This is a genomic window from Pseudomonas sp. HS6 (assembly GCF_023375815.1).
GTDB lineage: Bacteria > Pseudomonadota > Gammaproteobacteria > Pseudomonadales > Pseudomonadaceae > Aquipseudomonas.
In genome coordinates this window covers 6,009,637-6,025,046 of sequence record NZ_CP067412.1, presented here as the reverse complement: position 1 = coordinate 6,025,046, position 15,410 = coordinate 6,009,637, and the positions used below count along the sequence as shown (strand labels likewise).

The following is a 15,410-nucleotide window of genomic DNA, read 5'->3' as shown; positions in this document are numbered from 1 at the left end:
TGTTTTCCTCTTCAGATGACGGCGACCGGCCGCACTTCGGCGGCCAGCAAACGCTTGATTTCCGGGACGCAGGAGCCACATTGCGTGCCGCAGCCCAGTGTGTTTTTCAAACCCTGCAAATCCAGACCTTCTCGAATGCCGGCACAGACCGCGCTGTGGCTGACGTTTTTGCAATTGCACAACGTCTTGTCGGCAACGCTCTGCACACCGGCATGACCCGGCGGCGCGCTCATCGGTGCCAGCAGCCAGCGCCGCAGTTGTTCGTCTGCCCGGCCCTCCAGCCACAAGCCTTGCAGCCAATGCTGGGCGAGGGTTTCGCCGGCGAGACGGATGGCCGTGATTCGCCCGTTCTCGATGCGTACCCGTTTGCCAATGGCCCGGCGCGGATCGTCATAGGCCAGTACCGGGCCGTCGATCAGGGCCAGGCACTGGTCGATTTCACGCAGCAGTTGCGGATCGGGTGCGGCGGCGCTGGCAGCGCGTATCAGCAGCGCCGGACGTTCGCGACCGACAAGGCTGAGGCTGACGTAGGAAAACGCCTCACACAGCGGTCGAAGCGCCTCAAAGTGCCGTTGAACATTGCCCTCGATCAGTGCGAATAATTGCCAGGGCAGATTCACCGGTTCCAGGCGTACCCCGCTGTGCTTGAGTTCCGGCTGTTTCGACAAAGGATCGAAGGCGGGCAGCGTCAGGCTGTTCACGCCACCCTTGAGGAAACGATCGCCCCAGTGCATTGGCAGGAACGCCTGGCCCGGACGCACGCTGTCATCGCTGGCGACCGCCATGATCACCGCGCCCCGACGGCTCTTCAGATTCACCAGATCTCCCGGCTGCAAACGGTGCCGACGCAATTCGTCCGGATGCAGGCTCAGCACAGCTTCGCTGACATGCCCAAACAACTGCGCCGCCGTACCGGTGCGGCTCATACCGTGCCATTGATCGCGCAGGCGGCCGGTGATCAGGGTCAGTGGAAAACGCGCGTCGCGTTGCTCTTTTGCAGCGCGGTAGGGATCGGCAACGAACTGGGCGCGACCAGTGGCCGTAGGAAATATGCCGTTGCAGTACAGCCGTGGCGTACCTTGCCGGGCGCCCGCCGGAAATGGCCATTGTTGTGGGCCAATCTCATCGATCAACTCATGACTGATCCCGGACAAGTCCAGATCGCGGCCACGGGTCAGTTCTTTGAATTCATCGAACAACTGCGCGGGGCGATCAAACGCAAACAGACTTGGCTGTTGCAGGCGCAGACGTTTCTCCAGGCGTTGTGCGAAATCTACGGTGATCGCCCAGTCCGGTCGCGCTTCACCCGGTGCGGCAATGGCTTTGCGGACGTGGGAAATCCGCCGTTCGGAGTTGGTCACCGAGCCTTCCTTCTCGCCCCAACTGGCTGCCGGCAGCAGCAAATCGGCAAACGCCGCGGTTTCAGTGGTGCGAAACGCCTCCTGCAACACTACGAACGGACAAGCCTCCAGCGCCGCGCGTACGGCGTTCTGATCCGGCATCGATTGCGCTGGGTTGGTGCAGGCAATCCACAACGCCTTGATCTTGCCGCTGCGCACTTGCTCGAACAGCTCGATGGCACTGAGTCCGGTGTTTTCCGGCAACTGCTCCACACCCCAATACGCCGCCACTTCCGCGCGGTGTTCCGGATTGGCAGCCTCACGATGACCGGGCAACAGATTCGAGAGGCTGCCGGTTTCCCGTCCGCCCATGGCGTTCGGCTGACCGGTCAGGGAGAAAGGTCCTGCACCCGGCCGGCCGATTTGCCCAGTGGCCAGGTGTAGATTGATCAGCGCGCTGTTCTTCGCGCTGCCGGCGGTGGACTGGTTCAGGCCCATGCACCACAGCGACAGAAAACTCGGGGCAGTGCCAACCCATTCCGCACACTGCTGCAACTGCTCGACGCTGATCCCGCACAACTGCGAAACCATGGCTGGGGTGTAATCGCGCACCAGGCTTTTCAGCTCGGCGAGGCCTTCGGTGTGCGCCTTGATGAAGTCGCGGTCGATCCAGTCTTCCCACAACAGCAGATGCAAAATCCCATGGAACAACGCGACATCGGTGCCCGGCAGAATCGCCAGATGCAGGTCGGCGAGGTCGCAAGTGTCGGTGCGCCGAGGATCGATAACGATGACTTTCATCTGCGGGCGGCGGGATTTGGCTTCTTCGAGGCGACGAAACAGTACCGGATGGGCGTAGGCCATGTTGCTGCCGACGATCATCACGCAATCGCTCAGTTCCAGGTCTTCATAGCTGCACGGTGGTGCGTCGGCACCGAGGCTGCGCTTGTAACCGACCACTGCCGAAGACATGCACAGCCGCGAATTACTGTCGATGTTATTGGTGCCGACCAGCGCCCGCGCCAGTTTGTTGAAGGCGTAGTAATCCTCGGTCAGCAACTGCCCGGAGATGTAGAACGCCACGCTGTCCGGGCCATGTTCGGCGATGGTTTCGGCGAACACATTGGCGGCGTGCTCCAGCGCGGTGTCCCAGTCGCAACGGCTGCGCGCCAGGCTTTTGCCCAGGCGCAATTCCGGGTACAACGCCCGCGCCGCCAAATCGCCGGTCAAGTGCAGGGTCGAGCCTTTGCTGCACAGTTTGCCAAAGTTGGCCGGGTGCGCCGGATCGCCGCTGACGCCGAGGATGCGCTCGCCGTCATGCTCGATCAGCACGCCGCAGCCGACCCCGCAATAACAGCAGGTCGAGGCGGTCGTCTGGCGGTTCATCAGACGGCGTCCCGCAGGGCCAGTTGTACGCGGCCGTTTTCGACCCGGGCCGGGTGATGATGGGCGCAACCGACGTCCGGCGCTTGGGCTTCGCCAGATTGCAGGTCGATCTGCCAGTTGTGCAGTGGGCAGGCCACGCGCTTACCGTAGATCAGGCCCTGGGACAGCGGGCCGCCCTTGTGCGGGCAGCGGTCATCGAGTGCGAAAACCTCATCGTCACTTGTGCGGAAGATCGCGATGTCTCCTTTGGGCCCGGCGATGATCCGCGAGCCGAGGGCATTGATCTCTTCCAGGGCACAGATATCGAGCCAGTTCATGCCGGCACCTCCAGATTTTTCACGGGAATCACGTCGAATTCTTTCTTCAGTTGCGGCTGAGCGAGGCGTTCCTTCCACGGGTCCTGTTCGAACGACAGGGAGAATTGCAGGCGCTCGTTCAGGGCCTTGCGGCGCTCGGGATCTTCCAGCACGGCTTTCTTGATGTGCTCCATGCCGACCCGTTGCAGGTAGTGCACGGTGCGTTCGAGGTAGAAGGCTTCTTCGCGGTACAACTGCAGGAACGCGCCGTTGTATTCGCGGACTTCCTCTGCGCTCTTGAGCTTGACGAAGAACTCGGCGACTTCGGTCTTGATCCCGCCATTGCCACCGATGTACATCTCCCAACCGGAATCAACACCGATGATTCCTACGTCTTTAATCCCCGCTTCCGAACAGTTGCGTGGGCATCCGGAGACCGCCAGCTTCACTTTGTGCGGCGACCACATGTTGAACAGGTCATGTTCGAGGTCGATGCCCAGCTGGGTCGAATTCTGTGTGCCGAATCGGCAAAACTCGCTGCCGACGCAGGTTTTCACGGTGCGGATGGATTTGCCGTAGGCGTGGCCGGACGGCATGTCGAGGTCTTTCCAGACCCCCGGCAGGTCCTGTTTCTTGATCCCCAGCAAGTCGATGCGCTGGCCGCCGGTGACCTTGACCATCGGTACCTGGTATTTGTCCGCCACGTCGGCAATCCGTCGCAGTTCCGACGGGTTGGTCACGCCGCCCCACATCCGTGGCACCACCGAATAAGTGCCGTCCTTCTGAATGTTGGCGTGGGCCCGTTCGTTGATCAGGCGCGACTGTGGATCGTCCTTGGCTTCGCCGGGCCAGGTGGAAATCAGGTAATAGTTGAGGGCCGGGCGGCAAGTGGCGCAGCCGTTCGGGGTGCGCCAGTTGAGGTAGCTCATGGTGCCGGCAATGGTCAGCAGGTGCTGCTCGCGAATGGCTTGGCGAATCTGTCCATGGTTGAGGTCGCTGCAACCGCAGATGGCTTTTTCGCTTTTCGGTTTGACGTCCGCCGCGCCGCCGACGGTGTTGATCAGGATCTGCTCGACCAGACCGGCGCAGGAGCCGCAGGAACTGGCAGCCTTGGTGTGTTTCTTCACTTCGTCGACGCTGAACAGCCCGTGTTCCTGAATCGCCTTGACGATGGTGCCCTTGCACACGCCGTTGCAGCCGCAGACTTCGGCGTTGTCGGCCATGCTCATGGCTTTGTCCTGGCCCTGATGTCCTACGTCGCCGAGTGCATTTTCTCCGAACATCAAGTGATCGCGGATCTCGCCGATGGCGTGATTCTCACGAATCTGCCGGAAATACCAACCGCCATCTGCCGTGTCGCCGTACAGACAGGCGCCGACCAGCACGTCATCCTTGATCACCAGTTTTTTGTACACCCCGCCGATCGGGTCGGAGAGGGTGATGGTCTCGGTGCCTTCGCCGCCCATGAAATCACCGGCGGAAAACAGGTCGATGCCGGTGACTTTCAATTTGGTCGAAGTCACCGAACCCTGATAGCGGGCGAAGCCCAGTTGGGCCAAGTGGTTGGCGCAGACCTTGGCCTGTTCGAACAGCGGCGCCACCAGGCCGTAGGCAATGCCACGGTGGCTGGCGCATTCGCCGATGGCATAGATACGCGGGTCGTAGGTTTGCAGGGTGTCGTTGACCAGGATCCCGCGATTGCACGGGATGCCGGCCTTTTCTGCCAGTTCGGTATTGGGGCGAATGCCGGCGGCCATGACCACCAGATCGGCAGGAATGATGTCGCCGTTCTTGAACTGTACCGAGCCCACCCGACCGTTGCCGGCGTCGTGCAGGGCCTGGGTCTGTTCGCACAGGCGAAAGTGCAGGCCACGGGATTCGAGGGCGGTTTGCAGGAGTTGGCCGCTGGTCTTGTCCAGTTGCCGCTCCAGCAACCATTCGCCGATGTGCACCACGGTGACGTGCATGCCGCGCAGCATCAGGCCGTTGGCCGCTTCGAGGCCGAGCAGGCCGCCGCCGATCACCACGGCGTGCTTGTGGGTTTTGGCGGTGTCGATCATCGCCTGGGTGTCGGCGATGTCGCGGTAACCGATCACACCCTGCAAGGTGTTGCCGGGGATCGGCAGGATGAACGGGGTCGAGCCGGTGGCGATCAGCAGGCGATCGTATTCGGCCTCGGTGCCGTCCTCGGCGATCACCCGGCGCCTGACCCGGTCGATCTCCACCACTTTGCGGTTGAGCAGCAGTTTGATGTTGTTTTGCAGATACCAGTCGAGGTCGTTGAGCACGATCTCTTCGAAGGTTTGTTCGCCGGCCAGCACCGGTGACAGCAGGATGCGGTTGTAGTTGGTGTGCGGTTCGGCGCCGAAGACCGTGATGTCATACAGCTCGTTGCTCAGCTTGAGAAGTTCTTCTAGGGTACGGACCCCAGCCATGCCATTGCCGATCATCACCAGTTTGAGTTTTTTCATCAGGTTCTCCGGGGAGCTTCGGGCTTGCCTCTTGTGGGCAGTCAGGCCTTGCTCGACAAATTTTGCGCAAACAAAAAAGGCGTCTCGCCAGTTACCTAGCGAGGACGCCTTTGTCCTTGTCCCGTTCTCTCGGGAAGCCTGGCCTTCGTCGTTGAAGGTCGGGCTTTATGTCAGTTGAAAACGTTAATGCAGTGGTTGTGCCAAGTAGCGCCGAGTCACGAATTCATTGGAGGAGTGCCGGAATTGGTCAAGTGATCATTGTGGTTTTTGCACTGAATGGAAGCAGTCCGCCCGTTAATGGAGCGATGTCTCGTGCCTGTGGGTCAGCCATGAAACAACAGAAACATCAGCACCAGATTGCCCAGCAGCGCCAGCAACGCCAATGTTCGCCAGACCTTCAGCGGCTCCCGTTCGAGCAAGGGCCGAGGGCGTACATTCAGGCTGCGGCGCTCACCCTGTTCCAGTGTCAGCAGCCATTCCTCGGCGGTTTCATAACGTTGCAGCGGATCGGCCGAGACGCCACGTTCCAGACACTGCGCCAGCCATTCCGGCAGATCCGGCCGATAACGCGCCGCACTCACCGGCACCCCGAAACGCGGACGCTGGAAGGCTTCGATTTCTCCGTAGGGAAAATGCCCGGTGAGCAGGAAATACAAGGTCACGCCCACTGCATACAGATCCTGACGAGCCTCGGGCGCATCGCCCCGAAAGGATTCCGGGGCGATGTAGCTTGGGGTTCCCGGTAGCGTCGACGGTGTGTCCTGCGACAGGCCGGGGCAATAAGCCAGGCCGAAATCCAGCAGACGCAACTCACCGTCGTCCCCCAGCAGCAGGTTCTCCGGCTTGATGTCGCGGTGCAGAATCTGCCGCCGATGCAGCAGGCCGACGGTCCGCAACAGGCGTTCGGCCGTGTCTTGCCACTGAGCCAAGGGCAACGGGCCGGCTCGCTCGAACAGCTGCGCCAGGGTTGTCCCCGAATATTCACGCATCACGTAATACAAATGCTGACGCTGACTGGCGCTATGGACTTCAGGGAAATGTCGCCCGGCCACACGTTTGAGAAACCATTCCTCTGCCAGCAATGCCTGACCGGCGTGGGCATCGTCCGCCAGCCGTGTGGGCAAGGTCTTTAACAGCCACGCTTGACCTTGGCCATCGAGGACGCGATACAGCAACGATTGCTGGCTCTGACCGATGATGCCTTGCACTTGCCAGCCTTCGAAGGTCTGGCCAGGTTTCAGCGTCGGGGGCAAGGGCCATTGCTGCAACTGGATCAGCGCATCGCCGATGCTCGCTTCCCCCACGGCATCCACCCGCACCAGCAGGGCGCTGGCGTTGTCCTGGCTGCCGGCCAGATGTGCGGCGTTGACCAGTGTTTGTGCCGCACTGTGTAGATCCGGTTGATCACGCAGGACCCCGGCGATAGCCGTGTCGCCAAGCGCTGCCCAGACACCGTCGCTGAGCAGCACGAAGTTTTCGCCCTCACGCAGCTCGCCGTCGAGAAAATCCAGCACCAGATGCTGATCCAGTCCCAGTGCACGCTTGAGCACATGCTGCATGCCCGATTGCTCCCAGACGTGATCCTCGGTGATGCGCTGTAAGGTCTCGGCGTGCCAGCGATAAACCCGGCAATCCCCTACATGCGCCAGCGTGAAGCGTCTGCCGCGCAGGACCAGCGCGCTGACGGTGGTGAGCAACGGCTGGCCGCCGCCATTGGCCTGCAACCAGCGGTTTTGCGCGAGCAACAAGCGATCCAGTGCCTGGGCCACGCTCCAGGTCTGCGGGGTGGCGTAGTAGTCCAGCGCCAACGCCTGCAAAGTCGAACGCGCGGCCAGACCGCCATCGGCGCACTGGCTGACGCCGTCGGCGATGGCGAACAGAAACCCTTTGCTGGCGGCCAGCGCCGGGGCCGGAGTGACCATGCGCAAGGCGTCCTGATTCTCCGCGCGTGGGCCGGTGGCGCTGGCTTCGGCGAAGCTTAGTTGCAGAGCCATTCGGGTCTCAGACCCGGGCAGCGGTCACGGCTGCCGAACCCCAAGTGGTTCTCCAGCGACGTTTGACGCCGTGCAGGCCGAACCACGCCAATACGCCAAGGCTGGCAAACAACCACAGCGCCAGTTGATAACTGCCGGTGCTCTGTTTGATTGAGCCCATGCCGGCCGCCAAGGCAAAACCGCCGATGCCGCCGGCCATGCCGATCAGCCCGGTCATCACGCCGATTTCGCGACGGAAACGTTGCGGCACGAGTTGGAACACCGCGCCGTTACCCGCGCCGAGACCGAGCATGGTGCAGACGAAAAGTGCCAGCGCCGCGTAGGAACTCGGCAGGTTGAAGCCGACCGCTGCGATACAAACTGCGGCCACCGTGTACATCGCCAACAGCGTGCGAATCCCGCCGAAACGGTCGGCCAGTGCACCGCCCAGCGGGCGCATCAGGCTGCCGCCGAACACGCAGGCGGCGGTGTAGTAACCGGCGGTGACCGGGCTCAAACCGTATTGATCGTTGAAGTAGCCGGGCAGGGCGCTGGCCAGGCCGATGAAACCGCCGAAGGTGACGCTGTAGAAAAACATGAACCACCAACTGTCGCGGTCGCCCAGGGCTTTAAAGTAATCGGCCATGGACTTGGCTTTTGGCCGCTCCGGGGCGTTTTTCGCCAGCCAGGCGAACAGCACCAGGGTCAGGATCAGCGGAATCAGGGCGAATCCGAACACGTTGCTCCAGCCGAAAGATGCGGCCAGCACCGGGGCGATCAGTGCGGCGAACACGGTGCCAGAGTTGCCGGCGCCGGCAATCCCCATCGCTTTGCCCTGATGCTCCGGCGGATACCACTGCGAGGCCAGCGGCAGCGCCACGGCGAACGACGCCCCGGCCATGCCGAGGAACAAGCCAAGCAGCAGGGCCTGTTCGTAGCTGTGGATACCGAGTTTCCAGGCACCGAACAGCGCGCAGATCACGATCACCTGGCCGATCAGCCCGGCGGTTTTCGGCGACAGGCGATCGGCGAGCATGCCCATCGCAAAGCGCAACACGGCACCGGCCAGGATCGGCGTCGCCACCACGAGGCCGCGCTGTTGGGTGGTCAGGTGCAGGTCGGCGGCGATCTGCACGGCCAGCGGACCGAGCAGGTACCAGACCATGAAGCTCAGGTCGAAATACAGGAAGGCCGCGAACAGGGTCGGGGTGTGGCCGGATTTCCAGAAGCTTTTATTCATCGCGCACCTCAGCGGTAGAGAATCTCGAGAAGGAGTCAGAACCAGCACAGTGGGGCGCCGCCACGGCCGCACCACCGGCCCCGGTCAATGGGGCCAAAACGCAAAAACGCCGCTACCCGGATCGCCGAAAGGGGCGAAGAAGGTGAGCGACGTCTTTGTCGTGGGTGGGGCAACCGCCGTTGGTTACCTGTAGGGATTGCTTAGCGAGATTTGTGCCAATAGTCTGAAATCGAGGTGCGGCCATTTCAGAGCAGGCTGACGCCTAAAGGATCAAAGTCAAAAGCCCCTCACCCTAACCCTCTCCCGGAGGGAGAGGGGACCGACCGTGTTGTTCCAACCTATTCAGCGACCTGAACGATCGAAGCGATTATGGATTCATTCGAGATCGTTCAGGTCGGCGTATTGCTATGCCATCCCCCGGTCGGTCCCCTCTCCCTCCGGGAGAGGGCTAGGGTGAGGGTTGCTTTTGATTTTGCGCCGCTAAAGCACCACAGAACCTCAGCCAAGCAACTCGCTCATGGCAATGATCTGCTCCGCCACCTGAATCAGTTTCTGCTGACGGCTCATCGCCTGGCGACGCATCAGGGTGTAGGCCTCTTCTTCGTTGCAGTCCTTCATTTTCATCAGTAGCCCTTTGGCCAGTTCGATGCGTTTGCGCTCGGCCAGTTGTTGATCGCGAGCTTGTAGCTGGGCGCGCAAGGCCTGGTCGCTTTCGAAGCGGGCCATGGCCACGTCGAGAATAGGCTGCAAGCGTTGTGCGTGAATGCCCTCAACGATGTAGGCACTGACCCCGGACTTGATCGCCTGACGCATCACGCCGGGGTCATGCTCGTCGGTGAACATCACGATCGGCCGGGGTTGGTCGCGGCTGACCAGCACCACTTGTTCCATCACATCGCGGCTCGGTGACTCAGTATCGATCAGGATCACGTCCGGGCGCACCGTTTCGACGCGTGCGGGCAGGTCGATGGTCAGGCCGGACTCGTCGATGACCTCGAATCCGGTCTCGGTCAGTGCAGCTTTCAGGCGCCCGACTTTTTTCGCGGTGTCGTTGATCAGCAGAATGCGCAGCATGTTCGCGGTCTCCTGTCAGCGACGGGCGAGAAGAGGGACGTTGTTGCTCAACGCGTGCAGCTTGAAGCTTTGCGCGTAGGCGGCCGGGTCGCTGCCGTCCCAGAGCTTGCCGTCGATCAACTGGCTGCTGCGCATGTCCTCGGTGCCGACCGGCACACCGACAGCGCTGGCCGCGTCGCGGTACAGCGCCAGTTGCTGCACCTGACGGGCGACGGCGAGGTAGTCCGGGTCATCGCGCAGCAGACCCCAGCGGCGGAATTGGGTCATGAACCACATGCCGTCCGACAGGTACGGCAGATTCACCGCGCCATCGCCGTGAAAGCGCAGGGCGTGCGGATCCTGCCAGCGATTGCCCAGCCCGTCGTCGTAGTCACCGAGAAAGCGCGGTTCTATGCAGGACACCGGGGTGTCGAGGTATTCCGCTGCGCTCAACAACTGCGCGGTGCTGCGGCGGTTTTCCGGGCTTTCTTCGATGAAACGGCTGGCTTCGAGAATCGCCATCACCAACGCCCGGGCAGTGTTGGGGTATTGCTCGACGAAGGCACGAGTGCAGCCGAGGACTTTTTCCGGGTGATCGGGCCAGATGGTCTGGCTGGTCGCCATGGTGAAGCCGAGATTCTGCTGCACCGCGCTGGCGGCCCACGGCTCGCCGACGCAGAACCCGTCGATGCGACCGGCCTGCAGGTGCGCGACCATTTGTGGCGGCGGCACCACCACGCTGTCGACATCCTGCAATGGATGGATGCCCTGGCTTGCGAGCCAGTAATAAAGCCACATGGCGTGGGTGCCGGTGGGGAAGGTCTGGGCGAAGGTGAGTTTTGCGCGGGTTTGGTGCACATGGTGGTGCAGCGATTCAGGACCGGTCACGCCCAGTCCCTGCAAACCGTGGGACAGGTTGAGGCTCTGACCGTTCTGATTCAGGCCCATCAACACCGCCATGTCGGTGGGCGCGACGCCGCCGATGCCCAGGTGCACCGCGTAGATCAGGCCGTAGAGGCTATGGGCGGCGTCGAGCTCGCCGCTGACCAGATTGTCGCGCAGGTTGGCCCAGGAACTCTGGCGCTTGAGGTTCAGGGTCAAGCCGTAAGGCTGAGGAAAGCCCTGGGTCGCGGCGACCACCACAGAGGCACAGTCGCTCAGGGCCATGAAGCCGAGGTTGATCGCGGTTTTTTCCGGGGCATCGCTGCCGTTGACCCAGGCCAGTGGCCCGGCGGAGGTTTGAGTCATGAAAGCCACCCTCAAAAAAAACGTCGTCCCAGGCTTTGCCCGCGCAAAACCGAGAGACGACGCCGTTGTCCTTGCCTGCACACCACCATTGGCCTGCGGGCTGATGCCGAGGAAGGTGCAAGGCATATGCCATGCGCACGGATTTACCCGTGCGCCTCGCGCGGCGGGGCGATGCCCGGCTATAATCGCCGCCTCTTTTCGCCGCCCGAGTCATAGCCGCCCATGTACACCCTGGCCCGTCAGCTGTTGTTCAAACTTTCCCCGGAAACCTCCCACGATCTGTCGCTGGATCTGATCGGCGCGGGCGGGCGTTTGGGCCTCAACGGCTTGCTGTGCAAGGCGCCGGCGTCGCTGCCGGTGAGCGTCATGGGCCTGGACTTCCCGAACCCTGTCGGTCTGGCGGCCGGTCTGGACAAGAACGGTGCGGCCATTGATGGCTTCGCGCAGCTGGGTTTCGGGTTTGTCGAAATCGGCACCGTGACGCCGCGTCCACAGCCGGGCAACCCGAAACCACGGATTTTCCGCCTGCCGGAAGCCGAGGCGATCATCAACCGCATGGGGTTCAACAACCTCGGTGTGGATAACCTGCTGGCGCGGGTGGCGGCGGCCAAATACAAAGGCGTGCTGGGGATCAACATCGGCAAGAACTTCGACACGCCGGTCGAGCGTGCGGTCGATGACTACCTGATCTGCCTGGACAAGGTCTACGCCCACGCCAGTTACATCACGGTCAACGTCAGCTCGCCGAACACCCCGGGCCTGCGCAGCCTGCAATTCGGCGACTCGCTCAAGCAATTGCTGGCAGACCTGGCCACGCGCCGCGCCGAACTGGCCCTGCGCCACGGCAAGCATGTACCGCTGGCGATCAAGATCGCGCCGGACATGACCGACGAAGAAACCGCGCAAGTCGCGCAAGCGCTGATCGAAACCGGGATGGACGCGGTGATCGCTACCAACACCACCCTCAGCCGCGTGGGTGTCGAAGGCATGGAGCATGGTGACGAGGCGGGCGGTCTGTCCGGTGCGCCGGTGCGTGAGAAGAGCACTCACACTGTGAAAGTGCTGGCGTCCGAGCTGGGCGGCAAACTTCCGATCATCGCGGCGGGCGGTATCACCGAAGGCAAGCATGCCGCCGAGAAGATCGCTGCCGGCGCGAGCCTGGTGCAGATCTATTCCGGCTTCATCTATAAGGGCCCGGCGCTGATCCGCGAATCCGTGGACGCGATCGCCGCCAAGCGCTGATCGGCAGATATAAAAAGGCAGGCATAAAAAAGGGCTCCTCGAAGGAGCCCCTGGGCCGTAGCCCGCCGTCCGGGAAGGACGTGCATGGTGATCAGGGTGTTGCGAAATCAGATTGTCGTGTCGGAATAAGTGCCCTGTGTCAGCCGACGGCGTGAAGTTCGTTGAGTCTGTGGATTCCCGCAGTGCCGGTCATACCGTCCCAGTTGTCGCCGCGTCCTTCTCGCCAGCCGTTGATCCAGGCTTGACGTACCGACGGTAGAGTAAATGGGCAAAGCTCACGGGATTTGCCACCAACGCCATATTGATATCCGCGCAAAAATGCTCTTTCCAACGGATCACGCTTAAGTCTTCTCATAGGGTGTTTCCCTCACTTGTTGACTGTTTTTGTCGCGTCGACCTCAATTGAGGTCTGGCAGAAAAACTCTGCCGTTGGCGGCTCGCTGCCGGCGTGGCGAGCCAAGGTGTTGACGCCGTTGCGACGTCAACCTGTGTCCAGTTCTAACCAATGAGTCACATCGAGGGAATGACCGTTTTGTCATAAGGACGTAACGAAAAGGATGCTATGGCGATAAGTAACGCCAGGTTTCATGAATGTTTATTCACCAAACCCCGGTATGATCGGCCCTGCGCTGTATGACAGGTTTAATGCCTTAGTGAGAATGACCCACGTTTACCGTCGGGTACTTTTCGACGAAGGGTTGCTTTGAGTCATTTTGTTGCATCAACTTTTTTATCTGTCCCGGCATCTAAGCTCTTTTAACCCGAGCAGCGGGGATGGAACGGCACACCTTCGTGCCACGCGGGCGCTCTTGTAGAAAAGCGCCTGATTGAAAACCGGATCGGCAATGCGTTGCCGGTTCATTAGCCAAAGGCTCTGGAAAAACCATGTCCGACCGTTTCGAACTCTTCCTCACTTGCCCCAAAGGCCTTGAAGGCCTGCTCATCGAGGAAGCCGTCGGGCTTGGCCTTGAAGAAGCCCGCGAGCACACCTCCGCCGTGCGTGGCATGGCGACCATGGAAACCGCCTATCGCCTGTGCCTCTGGTCGCGTCTGGCCAACCGCGTGTTGCTGGTGCTCAAGCGTTTCCCGATGAAAGACGCCGAGGACCTGTACCACGGCGTGCTCGACGTCGAGTGGCAGGACCACATGCTGGCTGACGGCACCCTGGCTGTTGAATTCAGCGGCCACGGCTCGGGCATCGACAACACCCACTTCGGCGCCTTGAAGGTCAAGGACGCCATCGTCGACAAACTGCGCACCCCGCAGGGCGACCGCCCAAGCATCGACAAGCTCAACCCGGACCTGCGCATTCACCTGCGACTGGATCGCGGCGAAGCGATTCTGTCCCTCGACCTCTCCGGCCACAGCCTGCACCAGCGCGGCTACCGCTTGCAGCAGGGCGCTGCGCCGCTGAAGGAAAACCTGGCGGCGGCGATCCTGATCCGTTCCGGCTGGCCGCGCATTGCTGCCGAAGGTGGCGCGCTGGCTGACCCGATGTGCGGTGTCGGCACGTTCCTGGTCGAAGCCGGCATGATCGCCGCCGACATGGCGCCAAACCTGCGTCGCGAGCAGTGGGGCTTTACCGCGTGGCTCGGTCACGTGCCGGCGCTGTGGAAGAAGCTGCATGAAGAAGCTGCCGAGCGTGCTGCTGCCGGTCTGGCCAAGCCACCGCTGTGGATCCGTGGTTATGAAGCCGACCCACGGCTGATCCAGCCGGGCCGCAACAACGTCGAGCGCGCCGGCCTGAGCGAGTGGATCAAGATCTACCAGGGCGAAGTCGCGACCTTCGAACCGCGTCCGGACCAGAACCAGAAAGGTCTGGTGATCTGCAACCCGCCGTACGGCGAGCGTCTGGGTGACGAAGCCAGCCTGTTATACCTCTACCAGAACCTTGGCGAGCGCCTGCGTCAGGCCTGCCTGAACTGGGAAGCCGCAGTGTTCACCGGCGCGCCGGACCTGGGCAAGCGCATGGGTATCCGCAGCCATAAGCAGTATTCGTTCTGGAACGGCGCGTTGCCGTGCAAGCTGCTGTTGATCAAAGTGCTGCCGGATCAGTTCGTCACCGGCGAGCGTCGCACCCCGGAACAACGTCAGGCCGAGCGCGAGCAAGCTGAATACGATCAGGCGCCGAACGAGCCGCAAGAGCGCAAGTACAACAAGAACGGTAACCCGATCAAACCGACGCCGGCTCCGGCTCCGGTGATCGAGCAGCCGCGCCTGAGCGAAGGCGGGCAGATGTTTGCCAACCGCCTGCAGAAGAATCTCAAGGCGATGGGCAAGTGGGTCAAGCGCGAAGGCATCGACTGCTACCGCGTCTACGATGCGGACATGCCGGAGTACGCCATGGCCATCGACCTGTACCACGACTGGGTGCACGTTCAGGAGTACGCCGCGCCGAAGTCGATCGATCCGGAAAAGGCCTCGATCCGCATGTTTGACGCCCTGGCGGCCATCCCGCAGGCGCTGAACATCGACAAGAGCCGCGTGGTGGTCAAGCGCCGCGAGCGTCAGAGCGGCACCAAGCAGTACGAGCGTCAGGCGGCCCAAGGCAAGTTCAACGAAGTCACCGAAGGCGGCGTGAAGCTGCTGGTGAACCTCACCGACTACCTCGACACCGGGCTGTTCCTGGATCACCGGCCAATGCGCATGCGGATCCAGAAAGAGGCGGCCGGCAAGCGCTTCCTCAACCTGTTCTGCTACACCGCGACCGCCAGTGTGCACGCAGCCAAGGGCGGCGCGCGCAGCACCACCAGCGTCGACCTGTCGAAAACCTACCTCGACTGGGCGCGCCGCAACCTGTCGCTCAACGGCTTCTCCGACAAGAACCGTCTGGAGCAGGGCGATGTGATGGCGTGGCTGGAAAGCAGCCGGGAAGAGTACGATCTGATCTTCATTGACCCGCCGACCTTCTCCAACTCCAAGCGCATGGAAGGCATCTTCGACGTGCAGCGTGACCAGGTGCAGTTGATCGACCTGGCCATGGCCCGACTGGCAGCGGGCGGGGTGTTGTACTTCTCCAACAACTTCCGCAAGTTCCAGCTGGAAGACAACCTGGCCGAGCGTTACGCGGTCGAGGAAATCACTGCCAGCACCATCGATCCGGATTTCGCCCGCAATGGCAAAATCCACCGCGCCTGGAAAATCACGGCCCGTTGACACTC

General features: G+C 61.9%; 10 protein-coding genes. 2 read left to right on the top strand and 8 right to left on the bottom strand.

Translation table 11 applies throughout. The features are described from left to right. Positions 1 to 11: 11 nt before the first annotated feature. From JJN09_RS27265 to JJN09_RS27235, 7 genes are all read right to left on the bottom strand, one after another. On the bottom strand, positions 12 to 2,726 hold the full coding sequence (locus JJN09_RS27265; RefSeq protein WP_249484544.1) for a nitrate reductase: 2,715 nt from the start codon (positions 2,724 to 2,726) through the stop codon (positions 12 to 14). Further along, the gene (gene nirD / locus JJN09_RS27260) at positions 2,726 to 3,043 is read right to left on the bottom strand and encodes a nitrite reductase small subunit NirD (protein ID WP_007951992.1); all 318 of its coding nucleotides are present in this window, start codon (positions 3,041 to 3,043) and stop codon (positions 2,726 to 2,728) included. The genes JJN09_RS27265 and nirD overlap by 1 nt, the downstream gene beginning before the upstream one ends. Continuing rightward, complete coding sequence (gene nirB, locus JJN09_RS27255; RefSeq protein WP_249484543.1) at positions 3,040 to 5,493, bottom strand: nitrite reductase large subunit NirB; 2,454 nt, start codon at positions 5,491 to 5,493, stop codon at positions 3,040 to 3,042. Before nirB ends, nirD begins: the two co-directional genes overlap by 4 nt. A gap of 323 nt (positions 5,494 to 5,816) precedes the next feature. After that, a complete protein-coding gene (locus JJN09_RS27250; RefSeq protein ID WP_249484542.1) occupies positions 5,817 to 7,487 on the bottom strand; it encodes a bifunctional protein-serine/threonine kinase/phosphatase in 1,671 nt (556 codons plus the stop codon). 7 nt (positions 7,488 to 7,494) lie between these two features. Further along, a complete protein-coding gene (locus tag JJN09_RS27245; protein WP_249484541.1) occupies positions 7,495 to 8,706 on the bottom strand; it encodes a NarK/NasA family nitrate transporter in 1,212 nt (403 codons plus the stop codon). Positions 8,707 to 9,204: 498 nt separating this feature from the next. Next, a complete protein-coding gene (locus JJN09_RS27240; RefSeq protein ID WP_249484540.1) occupies positions 9,205 to 9,780 on the bottom strand; it encodes an ANTAR domain-containing response regulator in 576 nt (191 codons plus the stop codon). Positions 9,781 to 9,795: 15 nt separating this feature from the next. After that, positions 9,796 to 11,007 (bottom strand): CmpA/NrtA family ABC transporter substrate-binding protein, encoded by a 1,212-nt coding sequence (locus JJN09_RS27235; RefSeq protein ID WP_249484539.1) that lies wholly within the window; start codon positions 11,005 to 11,007, stop codon positions 9,796 to 9,798. Positions 11,008 to 11,229: 222 nt separating this feature from the next. Here JJN09_RS27235 and JJN09_RS27230 point away from each other — a divergent pair, with 222 nt between their 5' ends. Further along, positions 11,230 to 12,249, top strand: a complete 1,020-nt coding sequence (locus JJN09_RS27230) for a quinone-dependent dihydroorotate dehydrogenase (protein ID WP_249484538.1) — start codon at positions 11,230 to 11,232, stop codon at positions 12,247 to 12,249. Between the two features lie 139 nt (positions 12,250 to 12,388). On the opposite strand, the gene JJN09_RS27225 is transcribed toward JJN09_RS27230, so the two are convergent. Then, positions 12,389 to 12,604, bottom strand: a complete 216-nt coding sequence (locus tag JJN09_RS27225) for a ribosome modulation factor (RefSeq protein ID WP_003223300.1) — start codon at positions 12,602 to 12,604, stop codon at positions 12,389 to 12,391. Positions 12,605 to 13,134: 530 nt separating this feature from the next. Between JJN09_RS27225 and rlmKL the strand changes: the two genes are divergently transcribed. After that, entirely contained in the window at positions 13,135 to 15,405 is a 2,271-nt protein-coding gene (gene rlmKL, locus JJN09_RS27220; protein WP_249484537.1) for a bifunctional 23S rRNA (guanine(2069)-N(7))-methyltransferase RlmK/23S rRNA (guanine(2445)-N(2))-methyltransferase RlmL, read from the top strand. The last annotated feature ends 5 nt before the right edge of the window (positions 15,406 to 15,410 follow it).